Here is a 13,484-nt window from a genome sequence, read left to right on the forward strand (position 1 = left end):
TATGGCTTCGTTTAGGTAATCATCGCGCTGTTGCGCTTGGCCAAAAACCGGCTAAGAGAGTTCGGCTACCTAGTGCCACGAGCGGAGATACTGCATGCCGGAAGACAGCCGAAGCCAATTGATCGAGCTCACCGCCGACATCGTGTCTGCCTACGTCGGCAACAACCCCGTGCCGGTTGCGTCTCTCCCGGAATTGATCGCGAGCGTGAACTTGTCTCTTTCGAAGATCGAGGGATCGGCCAAACCCGAGACGCCGGCCCAGGCTCCCGCGGTCAATCCGAAGCGATCCGTGTTCCCGGATTACATCATCTGCCTCGAGGACGGGAAGAAGTTCAAGTCGCTGAAGCGGCACCTGTCGACCGACCACGGCCTGACACCGGACGAATACCGGGCCAAATGGGGTCTGAAGCCGGACTACCCGATGGTAGCGCCTAACTATGCCGCCCAGCGATCTGAATTGGCTAAGGCCAGTGGGCTTGGTCGGAAGCCGGCGGCCAAGCCGGTCAAGAAGGCGAGCGCGAGGCGAAAGGCCACCTAACGACAGAATTGCGGCGGGGCTTCAGCCGACGGCGTCAGTACTGTTCAGACTGCAGATCCGGATCAACCAACCTCCGCCGACCTGACGCTCAAAGACACTGAGCGAGGTGCCGTTGCCGACTGCCTCCCCTTCCGAGTAGGTGGCCAGTGTCCAGGCGAGATCTCCTGATCTGCCCGCTTCGATTACTTGAAGAGTCTTGTTAGGCCCGGCATGTTGAACCCAAGTGCCGTGCAACGCCTCGATTGCCGCTCGGCCGCGCGCTGGAGGCCCGTAAGGTGAATGCACTTCCGCATCATCCGTAAAAATGGCAGCGCAGCCGGCAGCATCCCCTGATCGGTACGCGGCGACATACAGGTCCCAAATCTCCTGTAGATCATCGAAGACCGACATCGTTTCCTCCTTGCCTATCGAACTAGTGTAGCGACAGCCCAGAATGCGACTAGGTCCTACGGACCAGTCATTCATCCCGCCAGATCACCCGCTTCTCCCATCGGATCTGGACTAGCCGCCGATATCGGATCGTGTGCGCCTGCTCTCCGGTCGGATGGAATAGCTGCGCGCTCAGCCCTCCCAGCTCTTGCACTGCTGGCAGCGCACCTTGTCCCGCACGTCGTCGATCGTGACGTTGCCGATCACTTCCCGCAACTCGTTCGGTTTGTAGTACCGGGGTGACGTTGCAGCGGGCGCAGCGAATGCCCGCCACCTGCCCGGCGTCAAGGGCGTGGTCAGGGTCCACGGGGGCGCCTCTCGGCCACTTTTCCGGTTGCTCGGGCTTTCACTCGAATTGAGAACATATTCCCATCCGGTCGAGGGGCCGCTTGACTCTTTTGTTCTCATTTTGTTCACTGTTGCCCATGAGCGACGAAATCAGACTGCCGCGACCCGAATACGCCACTCCGGCCGGCGTCCAGCACCACGTTTGCGAGCACGACGGGTGCAGCAAGGATGCGGGTTGGGGTTTCGCCAAGCCGAAGCAGGCGCCGCATTGGTTCTGCTTTGAGCACCGGACGGAAGGCGAGAAATTCCTATAGGAGCGTGACCGTCCCGCCATCAATTCGTGCATGAACTGGAAAACGCGGCCGACCAGATAGCGGACGCTTCGCGGGCCGATTTGCAAGTGCTGCTGCGGAGGGCCGCACTGCTGCTCAGAAACGTCGGCGTGTTTTGTCTGCGTAAGCGTTCCGTTATTCCGTTAGCAGCTACTAAAAAGATCAGGGGACGATCGCGCGCGCCTATCAATGACAGGCGGAACGAATTTCCTTGCTGAGCTTTCTGGGTGCATGGCCAAGATGCCACCAATCGAACCGCCCCTGCTTCCTGAAGGTTGCCCCGACCGCTCAGTCAACTGCGAGGTTGCGCTCGATCCCGTGTTTGAAGCTTTGGTGAAGGCTTGCCTTGAGAGAGGCTGGTCGGCGCAGGAAGTCTCGGAAACGCTACTCAAACTCGCGACAGAACACGCAGAGAGGATTTTGGGGCGCGAACGAGTAACCGCTCGACTATACCGTTGGCGCATTAGCACCGTGGTGGACACGTACGTCAGCCAATTTCTCGGCCGATTTAGATGAACGGTGGGCTCGCCGCTGGATACCTTTCTGGCCGCCTCGAGGCCGGTGCGGTGCACGTTCGTGACTTGGGATCGCTATCACCGTTTTGTCGGCGCGCGCGCCGACGGCGCCAGCATGCAGCGGGCCAGCGAGAAGCGCCAGAGTGCGAGAGGCGTGTCGGCGTAGGACCCGCCCTCGCGTCGCCCTCGATAACGAGCTGGAAGTGGTACTGCCCATGAGATGATCAAGCTACGTTGTGTCCGTGAAAGTTCGGCCGCCGGACACAAGTACCTTCACATGCGCCCCCTTTGCCGGACACGTCGATAGACATATGACTGTTCTTAATTTCGTTCGTCGATATTCCCTTTAGATGGCGAGAAAGTGCCCCTTGAAATGGGCTTCGACCGGAAAGTTGCCCCTTAGAGCCCGATAGTCAGTCCGTGAGGACGGCGCATGTCAGCGGGATCAGTCCGCGCCGTAGGATCTCATCAAGGGCTTCTTTCGACGGAAGCCAACCGCGCTGTCTATTGAACAGGTCCGGAGCCGGGCAACTTCTAATCCTTCAGTGGGTCGACGGCCTCGACTTGGCGCAGGACTTCATAAGGGTCGAAGCCCACCACCTTGGCCAGTTCGAGAAACTCAACGAGGTCCAAACGGCGATCGCCATTTTCAATGTTCGCGATGAACGGTTGATGGCGATGGAGAGCTTTGGCGACAGCTGCCTGCGTCAATCCTGCCTGCTTTCGCTTCTCGGTCAGCAGCTCAGCAAGTCGCCGATGGCGGTCCGAATGCAGGGTTTTGGCCATCCGCTCGTCGAGCAAATTTCGCTTCGACGTTGCGGTAATCCGAATTTCATTTTATCCAAAAACCGGATATTCTGTCGACGCAAGTTGAAGCAATGGGCGTGTAAGCTCGGGCAAGGCGCTAGTCTGACTGCTCTCGCCGCTCGCGCCCTGCCTACAAGCGGACATCGGATGATCCGCCATAAGGTGTTGTCGCGGATTTGAAGTAGGGTTTCGCCTCGCTTCGCCTCGGAAGGTGAGAGAAAGCGCACGATCATTCGTCGGACTGACGATCCAGATGAGAGTCAATTTTCCGCTCTCCCCTTGTCATTCGGAAATTCGTTCCTGTCTTATTCTATAAACTAAGTAGATTTTGAGCCAACGCTCTGGATGGAGCGGCAATCGAGGGTGAACCCTCCGCTCAAAGGATCGATCTCATGCGAAAACTGATTTCCGCCGCCCTGGTTGCGCTCGCAGCGACGGCCAGTCCTGGAATGGCTCATGCCGACGAGAAGAAGGTCGTCATCGCTTACCAAACCGGGGCTAATCCCTATAATCTTGGCATCGCCAACGGCGACCTTGCCAAGAAAACCGGCTGGAACATCGAATTCCGCCGCTTCAATTCAGGCGCCGACATTTTCGCAGCTATCGCTTCCGGCGACGTCCAGATCGGCGATGTCGGATCGAGCCCGTTCTCGGCTGCCGTCAGTAAGGGCCTCGATGTGAAGGCGTTCTACATCTCGTCCGTCTCTCGCGACGGTGAGGCGCTGGTGGTGCGCCCAGAAATCAAGTCGCCGGCGGATTTGCGCGGCAAGAAGCTCGCCGCCGCACCAGTGTCGACCGACCATTACCAGCTTCTGGCCGTGCTCAAGCAGGAAGGCATCTCCGAAAGGGAAACCCAGGTCATAGCCATCCCGCAGCCCGAGATCGTCGCGGCCTGGAAGCGCGGCGACATCGACGGCGGCTTCGTTTGGGATCCAGCGCTGTCCGAACTCAAGAAGAACGGCAAGGTCCTGCTCACGGCCGGCCAAGTTGCTGATCGCGGCGCGCCCACCTTTAGCGCGCTGGTCGTCACCGGCGCATTCGCCAAGGCCAATCCGGAGTTCCTCGGCCAGTATGTCAGGCTGATCGACGGCTACAACCAGGCCTATCTGAGCAACCCGGCCGCCTGGGGGCCAGACTCCGAGAGCGCCAAGCTGATCGCGAAATTGCAGGGCGGCACAGCGGCCGAGAATTCGGAGCAGTTGAAGACGACGGTCGTCCCGCCGCTCGACGAACAGGTCTCAGACAAATGGCTGGGCGGCGGCGAGAAGAGCGCGGTGGCGAAAATCCTCAAGGACACCGCGGGCTTCCTGAAGGACCAGCACAAGATCACCTCGATCAAGGACAGCTACGCGGCCTTCGCCGATCCGCAATATGCGGCAGTGGCCAAGGCCTCGAACTAGCAATCCCTGAAGGAAACGCCGATCTGGCTGGCACGCCAGCCAGATCGCCTGGAGGCCACCATGCTTCGAATCCGCGATGCCAGCGTCACCTTTCCGGCTTCCGATGGCCAGGACGTGCATGCGCTCGATCACGTCTCCCTCGATATCGCTCCCGCTTCCATCGTTGTCGCGGTCGGCGCTTCCGGCTGCGGCAAGTCGACATTGCTGAACGCGATCGCCGGCTTCCTGCCGCTCACCGAAGGCTCGATCACGCTGGACGGACAGGAAATCGCGACGCCGGGCGGCGATCGCGGCGTCGTGTTCCAGAAAGACACCCTGCTGCCGTGGGCCAATGTGCTGGACAACGTCGCGCTCGGCCTGAAGTACCGGGGCGTGTCGCGCATCGAACGCCATGAGCGCTCGAGGCACCTTCTTGAACTGGTCGGGCTCGCCGATTTCGCCGAAAAGCCACCCTACGAACTGTCGGGCGGGATGCGCCAGCGCGTCGGCATCGCCCGGGCGCTGGCCACTGATCCGAAAATCCTTTTGATGGACGAGCCATTCGGCGCCCTCGACAGTCTGACGCGCGAGACCATGCAGCAGCTTCTGGCCTCCGTCTGGGTCAAGACCAACAAGCAGATCCTGTTCATCACCCATTCGATCGAGGAAGCCCTCACACTCGGCACGACCATCGTCGTGATGTCGCCCCGGCCGGGCCGTATCGTCGCCCGCTTCGACGCCGATTTCGTGCGCGATTTCGCCGAGAGCGGCGATATCGGGCCGATCCAGTCCCACCCGCGCTTCATCGAGCTGCGGCAGGAAATCCGCTCGCTCATCCACCAGCCGGAAGGCGCCCGCAGAGGAGCCTTGCAATGACGCTCGCCGCCAATTCCCAAACCCCGTTTCCTCCCGCCACGGCTCAGCGGAGGCCGTCCCCCCGGCCGCGCAGCTCAGCATCGGCAAGGACGTTCGGCATCAGCCTGGTGACGTTGGCGGCGCTGATCGCATTGTGGGTACTCGCCGCGCAATTCGGCTGGGCATCGCCGCTGTTCCTGCCGTCGCCGGCCGACGTGCTGACCCAGTTCAACGCCGTCGCGGCCGATGGCTATGCCAATGGCACGCTGCTCGACCACACGCTGGCAAGCCTCGGCCGCATTGCCGCGGCCCTCGGCGTCGGCATTATCGTCGGCATTCCGCTTGGCCTGCTCATGGGGCTCAATCGTTGGGTCAAGGGCATCTTCAGCGTGCCGATCGATCTCTACTGGGGCTTGCCGCCGCTGGCCTACCTGCCGCTGCTGATCATATGGCTCGGTATCGGCGAAACCTCCAAGATCGTTCTCCTGTCGCTGTCGACGTTCGCCCCGATCTGCTTTGCGGCACAGGCGGGCGTGCGATCGGTGCCCGTCGAACGTATCAACGCCGCGCTGTCCCTCGGCGCCAACCGGCTGCAACTCTTCACCAGCATCATCCTGCCGTCCGCTTTGCCGGAGATCTTGACCGGCCTGAAGATCGCTATCGGCGCCGGACTGTCGACGCTGGTCGCGGCCGAGCTGATCGCAGCCCAGTCGGGGCTCGGCTACATGATCATGTCGGCGGCCAATTTCCTCGCGACCGACGTCGTGTTCGTCGGCCTCATCGTCATCGCCGTGCTCGCCTTCGCCTTCACCAGCGGCATGCGTTGGCTGGAACATCGCCTGATCCCCTGGAAAGGCAAGCTCTGAGGCTTGCTCCCATAGATTCCGCAATCATTGAAGGAGACAATCCGATGTCCGGCAACAGCACCCGCCCGCTCGATATCTACTGGTACCTGCCGACCCATGGCGACGGCCCCTATCTCGGCACCGACGAGCGGCACCGGCCGGCAACCTTCGGCTATCTCAAGGAAATTGCGCAAGCCACCGATCGGCTTGGCTTCAAGGGCGTGCTCCTGCCAACCGGAACACGGTGTGAGGACGCCTGGATCGTGGCCGCCGGGCTGATCCCTCTGACCGAACGGCTGAAATTCCTGGTGGCGCTGCGGCCGGGCAGCGGGACGCCGGCACTGTTCGCGCGCCATGCGGCCACGCTGGACCGCATTTCCGGCGGCCGGGTGCTGCTCAATGTCGTCACTGGGGCGGATCCGGCCGACCTTGCCGGCGACGGCAACAAGCTCGGTCATGACGCGCGCTATGCCCAGACTGATGAATTCCTCACGATCTGGCGCCGTATCCTGTCCGGAGAGCCGGCGGACTTCGAGGGCAAGTATCTATCTGCTCACGGCACCGACATTTCTTTCCCGCCGGTCCAGCAACCCTATCCGCCACTTTGGTTCGGCGGGTCATCGGAGGCGGGCATCGAGGTCGCCGCCAAACACACCGACGTCTATCTGAGCTGGGGTGAACCCGTCGAGCAGGTGGAGGAGAAGTTCGATAGAGTCAGGGCACGAGCGGCGGCTCAAGGTCGCAAAATCCGCTTCGGATTGCGCATAAACCTGATCGTGCGTGAAACGGAGGAGGAGGCCTGGGCGGCGGCGGATCGACTGATCAGCCGCGTCACCGACGACGTGATCGCTGAAGCCCAGCATCAATTCACCAAGGTTTCGGAGTCGGTCGGGCAAAAGCGCATCTCCGCTCTGCACCAGGGACGCCGCGACAAGCTGGTTATAGCTCCCAATCTATGGGCCGGATTGGGTCTCGTGCGAGGGGGTGCCGGCACCGCGCTTGTCGGGAGTGCGGAAAGCGTTGCCGCCCGCATTCGCGAATATCAAGAAATAGGGGTGGAGACGGTTATTGCCTCGGCCTATCCGCATCTGGAGGAAGCTTTCAATGTTGCCGAGCTGCTTTTTCCACGGCTCGGACTGCAGGGTGAATTGCCCGTCAAGGAGCGCGGCTGGGATCTGGAGTTTGGGCGCGGCCGGGGCGCCGGTGTCCGAGTAGCGGCGTCTTAGGCAGGTCGATTTCTTGCCTAGAGGAGAGAAGTGGTCCACGCAGCATCGCTGGTGCCGTGCCAGGCCCGCTTACGTCTGAGTTTGACCATCGGAGTTCGGCTTATGTCAAATCCATCAATCGTCGGTTTTTCGGGGAACTTCAGCCGACCCTCGAAGACCCGCGCTTTCGTCGACCTCGTCGTTCAGAACATCGCCAGCCGCCACCACCTTTCCCATCGAACCTATGATATCGAGGATGTTGGTCCGTCGCTGGGGGCCGCCAAATGGCAGCGCGACCTAGACGCGCAAGCCCAAACCGTAGTTGCAAATGTTGTCGCCGCGGACGTGCTCGTCGTCGGCTCTCCGACATACAAGGGTAGCTATACCGGACTGTTCAAGCACTTTTTCGACTTGATCGATCCAACGGCCTTGAGAGGTAAGCCCGTGCTTCTCACAGCCACCGGGGGCGGTGAGCGCCATGCCCTTATCGTTGAGCATCAACTCAGGCCGCTATTTGGCTTCTTCGAGGCTTTCGCGCTGCCCACAGCCGTGTACGCGACCGACAAAGACTTCACCGATGGTGTGCTTCGGTCCGAACTGATCCTGAAGCGAGCGGCACAGGCGGTTGATGAAACCGCGGTTCTGCTAGCCACCAAATCCGGTCTCAGAATAGCCGCCGAATAAATCCATGCCGCGGTGCTCCAGCGGGGAAGTGTAGCATCTCGCCTTCCGGGTCGCGGCAAGCGGGCGTGAAGGCAGTCCTTTGCACGATCAGCCGAAAAGCGGACGCTGCTGGCGGCCCCTGGGCAGCCGTTTTCGGCGATCGTCGTCTTTCAGTCGGGGCGCGATCAGCGCCTGCTTTGCCGATCCGCCATGCTTGAGCAGATAGGGTGCCAGACGTGCGTTCATCTGCTCGACGAGCTTGGCGTAGTAAGTTCTGCCCACAAGCCCGAGTGGCTCAAGCCGGGCTTGGTGGGTCGGGTCAAGTTCCTCAAGGGCGAGGAGAAGCTTCGCCATGCGCCGTTGAAGGACTTTCGCGAGGCTGATTAGACAAGGCGGCCGGACCTCTGCGGCGACCGATGCGACCTCAAGTCTGAAGATTAGAGGGGATTTGGATGACGCAGTCGCGGTATTTCGCATTGGCGTGGCTCGCACTCCTCGGCAATGCCGCCCACGAATGGTATAGCGCCTGATGACGTTCTATCGGTCGCTGACCCCGCACATGAGTTTCGAGGCCTATCACAGATTTCGGCGGACGTGCTTTTTCGCCCCGGCGGGGACAGGTTCAATCGAGCGAAGACAGAAGAACATTCACATCGCATCGGGTGGCGCGAAGAAGCAGTTTTCGTCTTCCTCCGTGGGGTGTAGGCAGATGTGGAAGTTGCCATCCCCCGAGGGGATGACGACATCGTACGGCACGAAGTAGCGGTCCTGATGAGTGACTTTCTGATGGTCGCCCGGTCGTAGGATAACCACAAAGCCATCTGGCCTGGGCGTCACAGTTGAACTGGGAATTTTCCCGCAGTCGCCAGTGAGCGGGTCGCCGTGGCAGCAAGCTGGTGGATAGCCCCAATTCCGATCCGGGCCGTGGGCCAACGCCGCACTTCCCTGAACTGCCGCAGCCGTCGCGATCACGCCTGCAAAGCAGTTCACCTGTCTTCTGCCGACCGCATGCATCGACGTGGCCGCCCTCAACGGCATCTGATGTCGTCAAGGCCATTATACACCATTAGTCGCCGCTAATATATGCTGGAAGCGAGCGCCTATCGGATGTATCTTCCTCCTTATCGGCGGAGGGATGCCGAAATGCGGGGTTTGTTCGCAAGCTTCCTACTCTTGCTATGTGCCGTCACAACAGCGCATGGCGGTGCGCTCCACAACGCGGCCAAGAGCGGAGACCTTAAGGCAATTGCGGCCGCACTCGATGCAGGCGCTGACATCGAGGAGCAGGAGAAGGGAGCAACACCGCTGTTCTTGGCGGTGCGAAGCGGCCACATCGAGGCGGCGGAACTGCTGATCAAGCGCGGGGCCGAGGTGAACAAGGAGGCGGCGCTCGGCCGGCCGATCACCGTTGCCGTTCTGAAGAAAGCCGCCGACATGATCCGGCTGCTGCTGGCGCATGGTGCCGATGCCAACGGCAGGACGCGGGGTGAACCGATGCTGATCCTCGCGGTCGCGAGTGGCTGCCTCGATTGCGTCAAGGCGCTGGTCGAGGCTGGCGCCGACGTCAACGCCATCTGGCTCCAGGGCGATCCCAATCAACGGCCGGGCATCATCACGGCCTACCATCTGGCAAAGCACGACGATCATGAGGACATCGCCGCCTACCTTTTGGAGCATGGCGTCGTCATCCTGAAGCCGGAGCCGATTTCCGCCCGGCTTGCGAAAGGCGATCCCATCAAAGGCGGGGCCTTTTTTGAAAGCACCTGCGCACCCTGCCATGTCGTGCGGCCAAAGGAACTTCCTACCATCGGGCCGAACCTATGGAACGTCGTCGGGCGGGACAAGGCATCGACGAAGTTCGAGCGTTACTCCAAGACCCTGCTGGGCTGGGAGGGAAACTGGACCTACGAGGACTTGAACATCTTCCTGGCCGGTCCCACGCTGACGACGCCCGGCGTCAACATGGATATTCGCGGGGTGCCTGAAGAGGCCGACCGGTTGAACGTGATCGCCTATCTCAGAACGCTCGCCGACACACCGGTGCCACTGCCGTAGGGGGTGTGCGTTTAGCACGGCCATGTGTAGGTTGATCCTCACCCTTGCCTTCGTGCTCACCTGTGCCCTGTGTCCGCAGCAGAGCATTGGTCTGCTGAGGACGGCGACACGCTGTGGCACAACAAAAAACGAATTCAATTGCTCGGTTTTGATGCCCCCGAACTTTCGCAGGTGTGTTTTGATGCCGCTGACAAGATCTGGCCCTGCGGCAAGTATGCGCGTGACCACATCCAACATCTTATTGCCTCAGGCGATGTATCCTGCATCATCGAAGGTAAGGAAGATTATAACGACGACGTCGGGGTCTGCTTCGTGGGAGGCATCGATCTCGGACGGGACCTGGTGAAACACGGATTGGCGGTGGCCGACACTCGATACCTTGCCGAGGAGCAAGAAGCTCGCATTGCCAAACGCAACTTGTGGGCAGGGACCGTTAGCAAGCGGCGATAGCAGCTACGGGCGTCCATCCCCGATCATACCTTTGTCTGGTTATGGCTCTTAATTATGCTGGCGCATGTCACCCGGACCACGCGCAGCGTGTCGATCAGCTTCGACAGGTCAAGCGCAATCCTTCCAGTTCTTCATCTCGCGATAGATGAGCAGAAGCATTAGCATCTCTGCCGTGCCCGGCGCGGCATTCTTGGGTAGCCTCGTCTCGAGTGCTTGGAGCTGCCAGCGCCGCAATCCCGGCCAGGAAATGACGGCGACTCTGGATGATTTGCATCTCCACGTCTCCCCTTGAGACAAATCGGATCAGGTTTTCAGCTCACTCTTCAACTCGTCGAGGAAGCGCCAGTCCGTTCCGTATGCGATGATCTGTTGCGGGCTCGATTTGATCATGCCCGTCTCCTGCATGCGCAGTGTGTAGAATCGCAGGGAGTCTTCAGGATTGAATTCCCGCCAGCGGTCGTACCGGATATCCTTCAGCGTTTGCAGCGCGTAGTCATACGATGGGACGAAATCGCGATGGATCATCTGCCGGGCCACCCTTTCCGGATCCGACACGCAGAGGTCGGCGGCCTTCAGGATGGATCGCAAGACCCGCTTGGTCGCCACCGGATACCTATTCACGTAATCCATCGTCGCGGAGATCATGCAGCAGAAATACTGTGACCATGGGCGGTCGACGGCATTGTTGAGGATGGTGTGGCCGATCTTCTTGGCGCGCAGCTCCTGCGGCTGGGGCGGCGTGCCGAGGAATGCGTCGATCTTCCCCTGGACGAAGAGTTCCGTGGGCTTGACGCCCTCAGTCAAGACCCACTGGATATCGTTGACGGGATCGAGCCCGACATAGGCGGACATGAGGGACAGCCACACGTGTCGCGAGTTGTTGAAACCATCAACGCCCACCCTCTTGCCCCGCAGATCCGTGACGCTGCGGATGCTCTCCTTGGCGATCAGTTCAAGGCATCCTGAGTGCAATCCGGTTAGCACCTTGATCGGCACGCCGGCATCGATCGACGCGATTTGGTTCGGCGGAAAGTTGACCGAGAAATCGGTCTCACCGCGTGCGATCCACTCCGATTGGTCGACGTTCCTGTCGCCTTCCACGTAGCGAACGTCTGTGAAGCCCTCTGCGCGCATCAGTTCCCCGGCGATGTAAGCGCCTGCCCAGCAGTAGGAACCACCAATCCACCGTGGCAGACGAACCGTGGTCGTTTCCAGCGTCGGTTCCGCATGGAGTGAGCTCGGAAAGCCGATGATACCGGCGGCGCCTGCCACTGCAGCGCCGGCCAGGAATCGGCGGCGGGTTTGGATGATCTGCATCGGAAGGCTCCTATTCCGAATTGCAAAGGGCAAATCTGGCCGGAACCAGCAAAAGAGGCTTCGGCAGAGGCAGATGGTCTTGTGAGCGCGACGAGTAGTTGTGGGTTCTAGCGCGCCCAGTCCGATGCGGGAGTCTTGCGCTCTCAGTCGCCGGGTCATTGGCCGCCGACGATATGCCACGATACGCCCAATTTGTGTTGGCTGCGAGCGCAAAACTTACTCGCGCCAAACGTCACGCGAGGGAGACCGCCTCCCGCTGTTGCGAGTGCCACTTTGAGTCTACTGCGGCCTGCATCGGATCAGCTTGAGATCTGAACGTCCGTTATCACTCTTCGGAAACCAAAAGCTGCCATTCCGCTGTCGTGAGGAGTTTCGGGCGCCGGCAGGCGTACGAAAGTCCCCGAGGAAGGAACCCGCGGGCCACAGGCGATGGCTATGGGGATTTCGATTTTCGGCCGATGTCGGCGATGGCGCGACCGCCGTCGGGAAGCTCTGGGGTGAATGCGGACAGACCGCTTCGCTGCGCCTCCGCGCGGTGTTGTCGGGACGGTGGGCGGCTGGGCGAGGCTCTGTCGGAGCCTGCAGCTGAAGGCTGAACCATTCCATGCCGGGTCATGGCATGCTGCTCTCGGTCGACGGGGAACCGTGTGGCGGTCCGCGCGGCTGCCTCCATCGTTCGAACACCTCGATCACGATCATGCGGCCGCCACAGCAGCGGCATGGCGGGCGGAAGTTGTCCGGTTCGTGCGTGGTGTCATCGTCGGACGGTGCGGCGACGTTCAGGAGTTCACGAGCAAGCGCGAGGCTGGCCTTGCGGGCGGAGCCTGCGAGCAGCCCATAGTGACGGATGCGGTGGAACCCACGTGGCAGGACATGGAGCAGGAAGCGGCGGACGAACTCGTCGGTGGCGAGCGTCATGACCTGCTGCTGGTCTGCGCTAGGGCGACGATAATCCTTGTAGCGGAGAGTGACGCGGTCCTCGTCGAAACGGATGAGGCGTCGGTTCGAGATGGCGACACGGTGCGTGTAGCGCGACAGGTAGGCGAGCACCGCCTCCGGGCCGGCGAAGGGTGCCTTGGCGTAGACCACCCAGCGCTTCCTCCCGACGGGAGCGAGGTGGCGCAGGAATGCCCGCCGGTCGGTGAGGTGCGCCATCGATCGGAAGAAGACGAGCCGGCCGGCGTCGCCAGCCCGACCAGACGGGTGAGGAAGAGGCGGCGGAACAGCTTGCCGAGTACCCGCACCGGAAGCAGGAATGCCGGGCGCGACGATACCCAGCGGCTTCCGCCGAGTGCAATGCCGCCGCCCGGCACGATCATGTGCACGTGCGGATGGTGCGTCATCGCCGAACCCCAGGTGTGAAGCACGGCGGTGATGCCGATGCGTGCGCCGAGATGCTTCCGATCTGCCGCGATCGTCAGCATCGTCTCCGACGCTGCCTTGAACAGCAGGTCGTAGACCGCCGCCTTGTTGTGGAAGGCGACGTCGGCGACCTCGGCCGGCAGCGTGAACACGACGTGGAAGGAGCCGACCGGCAGCAGGTCGGCCTCGCGCTCGACAAGCCATGTCCGCGCCGTGGCACCCTGGCACTTCGGGCAGTGCCGGTTGCGGCAGGAATTGTAGGCGATGCGCCACTGGCCGCAGTCCTCGCAGGCCTCGACGTGACCACCAAGGGCCGCGGTGCGGCAGTGCTCGATCGCCGACATGACCTTGAGCTGGGCGAGGCTCAGATGCCCGGCATGGGCGACCCGGTAGGCGGGCCCGGCAGTGCGGAAGATGTCGGCAACCTCGATCGAGGCGCGCACG

The 13,484-nt window shown here is 61.4% G+C and carries 12 protein-coding genes and 3 pseudogenes; 10 read left to right on the forward strand and 5 right to left on the reverse strand.

Annotation, left to right across the window (positions count from 1 at the left end; genetic code table 11):
• Nucleotides 1-94 precede the first annotated feature (94 nt).
• On the forward strand, nt 95-538 hold the full coding sequence (locus tag P9217_RS19905; protein ID WP_278087629.1) for a MucR family transcriptional regulator: 444 nt from the start codon (nt 95-97) through the stop codon (nt 536-538).
• Between the two features lie 21 nt (nt 539-559).
• Here P9217_RS19905 and P9217_RS19910 read toward each other — a convergent pair whose 3' ends face one another.
• Nucleotides 560-928 (reverse strand): nuclear transport factor 2 family protein, encoded by a 369-nt coding sequence (locus tag P9217_RS19910; protein ID WP_278052934.1) that lies wholly within the window; start codon nt 926-928, stop codon nt 560-562.
• Nucleotides 929-2,118: 1,190 nt separating this feature from the next.
• Between P9217_RS19910 and P9217_RS30440 the strand changes: the two are divergent.
• Nucleotides 2,119-2,211, forward strand: a pseudogene (locus tag P9217_RS30440) (thermonuclease family protein); the annotation flags it as partial.
• A gap of 425 nt (nt 2,212-2,636) precedes the next feature.
• Here P9217_RS30440 and P9217_RS19915 read toward each other — a convergent pair.
• Nucleotides 2,637-2,888, reverse strand: coding sequence for a helix-turn-helix transcriptional regulator (locus tag P9217_RS19915; RefSeq protein ID WP_278088304.1), 252 nt, complete (start codon nt 2,886-2,888; stop codon nt 2,637-2,639).
• A gap of 413 nt (nt 2,889-3,301) precedes the next feature.
• Between P9217_RS19915 and tauA the strand changes: the two genes are divergently transcribed.
• From tauA to P9217_RS19945, 6 genes and pseudogenes are all read left to right on the forward strand, one after another.
• A complete protein-coding gene (gene tauA, locus P9217_RS19920) occupies nt 3,302-4,309 on the forward strand; it encodes a taurine ABC transporter substrate-binding protein (protein ID WP_278052930.1) in 1,008 nt (335 codons plus the stop codon).
• A gap of 60 nt (nt 4,310-4,369) precedes the next feature.
• Nucleotides 4,370-5,164 (forward strand): ABC transporter ATP-binding protein, encoded by a 795-nt coding sequence (locus P9217_RS19925; RefSeq protein ID WP_278052929.1) that lies wholly within the window; start codon nt 4,370-4,372, stop codon nt 5,162-5,164.
• A complete protein-coding gene (locus P9217_RS19930) occupies nt 5,161-6,009 on the forward strand; it encodes an ABC transporter permease subunit (RefSeq protein WP_278052928.1) in 849 nt (282 codons plus the stop codon). The genes P9217_RS19925 and P9217_RS19930 overlap by 4 nt, the downstream gene beginning before the upstream one ends.
• A gap of 44 nt (nt 6,010-6,053) precedes the next feature.
• Nucleotides 6,054-7,214 (forward strand): FMNH2-dependent alkanesulfonate monooxygenase, encoded by a 1,161-nt coding sequence (ssuD, locus tag P9217_RS19935; protein WP_278087627.1) that lies wholly within the window; start codon nt 6,054-6,056, stop codon nt 7,212-7,214.
• A gap of 102 nt (nt 7,215-7,316) precedes the next feature.
• On the forward strand, nt 7,317-7,877 hold the full coding sequence (gene msuE / locus P9217_RS19940; RefSeq protein ID WP_278087626.1) for an FMN reductase: 561 nt from the start codon (nt 7,317-7,319) through the stop codon (nt 7,875-7,877).
• 261 nt (nt 7,878-8,138) lie between these two features.
• A pseudogene (locus P9217_RS19945) lies at nt 8,139-8,243 on the forward strand (ATP-dependent DNA ligase); the annotation flags it as partial.
• A 261-nt stretch (nt 8,244-8,504) separates the two neighbouring features.
• On the opposite strand, the gene P9217_RS19950 reads toward P9217_RS19945, so the two are convergent.
• The gene (locus tag P9217_RS19950; RefSeq protein ID WP_278052925.1) at nt 8,505-8,870 is read right to left on the reverse strand and encodes a hypothetical protein; all 366 of its coding nucleotides are present in this window, start codon (nt 8,868-8,870) and stop codon (nt 8,505-8,507) included.
• A 129-nt stretch (nt 8,871-8,999) separates the two neighbouring features.
• Here P9217_RS19950 and P9217_RS19955 point away from each other — a divergent pair, with 129 nt between their 5' ends.
• Nucleotides 9,000-9,911, forward strand: a complete 912-nt coding sequence (locus P9217_RS19955; RefSeq protein ID WP_278087625.1) for an ankyrin repeat domain-containing protein — start codon at nt 9,000-9,002, stop codon at nt 9,909-9,911.
• A 69-nt stretch (nt 9,912-9,980) separates the two neighbouring features.
• Nucleotides 9,981-10,361: a thermonuclease family protein gene (locus tag P9217_RS19960; protein WP_278087624.1), complete on the forward strand. Its 381-nt coding sequence runs from the start codon at nt 9,981-9,983 to the stop codon at nt 10,359-10,361.
• A gap of 303 nt (nt 10,362-10,664) precedes the next feature.
• On the opposite strand, the gene P9217_RS19965 is transcribed toward P9217_RS19960, so the two are convergent.
• Both P9217_RS19965 and P9217_RS19970 read right to left on the reverse strand, forming a co-directional pair.
• Nucleotides 10,665-11,678 (reverse strand): ABC transporter substrate-binding protein, encoded by a 1,014-nt coding sequence (locus tag P9217_RS19965; protein ID WP_278052922.1) that lies wholly within the window; start codon nt 11,676-11,678, stop codon nt 10,665-10,667.
• Between the two features lie 612 nt (nt 11,679-12,290).
• Nucleotides 12,291-13,483, reverse strand: a pseudogene (locus tag P9217_RS19970) (IS91 family transposase).
• Between the last annotated feature and the right edge of the window lies 1 nt (nt 13,484).

The sequence above is a fragment of the Mesorhizobium sp. WSM4989 genome (genome assembly GCF_029625795.1).
Classification (GTDB): Bacteria; Pseudomonadota; Alphaproteobacteria; order Rhizobiales; family Rhizobiaceae; genus Mesorhizobium.

Coding starts and splice junctions, on each gene's coding strand:
- P9217_RS19905 (WP_278087629.1), top strand. CDS start 95: ATGCCGGAAGACAGCCGAAGCCAATTGATCGAGCTCACCGCCGACATC.
- P9217_RS19910 (WP_278052934.1), bottom strand. CDS start 928: ATGTCGGTCTTCGATGATCTACAGGAGATTTGGGACCTGTATGTCGCC.
- P9217_RS19915 (WP_278088304.1), bottom strand. CDS start 2,888: ATGGCCAAAACCCTGCATTCGGACCGCCATCGGCGACTTGCTGAGCTG.
- tauA (WP_278052930.1), top strand. CDS start 3,302: ATGCGAAAACTGATTTCCGCCGCCCTGGTTGCGCTCGCAGCGACGGCC.
- P9217_RS19925 (WP_278052929.1), top strand. CDS start 4,370: ATGCTTCGAATCCGCGATGCCAGCGTCACCTTTCCGGCTTCCGATGGC.
- P9217_RS19930 (WP_278052928.1), top strand. CDS start 5,161: ATGACGCTCGCCGCCAATTCCCAAACCCCGTTTCCTCCCGCCACGGCT.
- ssuD (WP_278087627.1), top strand. CDS start 6,054: ATGTCCGGCAACAGCACCCGCCCGCTCGATATCTACTGGTACCTGCCG.
- msuE (WP_278087626.1), top strand. CDS start 7,317: ATGTCAAATCCATCAATCGTCGGTTTTTCGGGGAACTTCAGCCGACCC.
- P9217_RS19950 (WP_278052925.1), bottom strand. CDS start 8,870: ATGCATGCGGTCGGCAGAAGACAGGTGAACTGCTTTGCAGGCGTGATC.
- P9217_RS19955 (WP_278087625.1), top strand. CDS start 9,000: ATGCGGGGTTTGTTCGCAAGCTTCCTACTCTTGCTATGTGCCGTCACA.
- P9217_RS19965 (WP_278052922.1), bottom strand. CDS start 11,678: ATGCAGATCATCCAAACCCGCCGCCGATTCCTGGCCGGCGCTGCAGTG.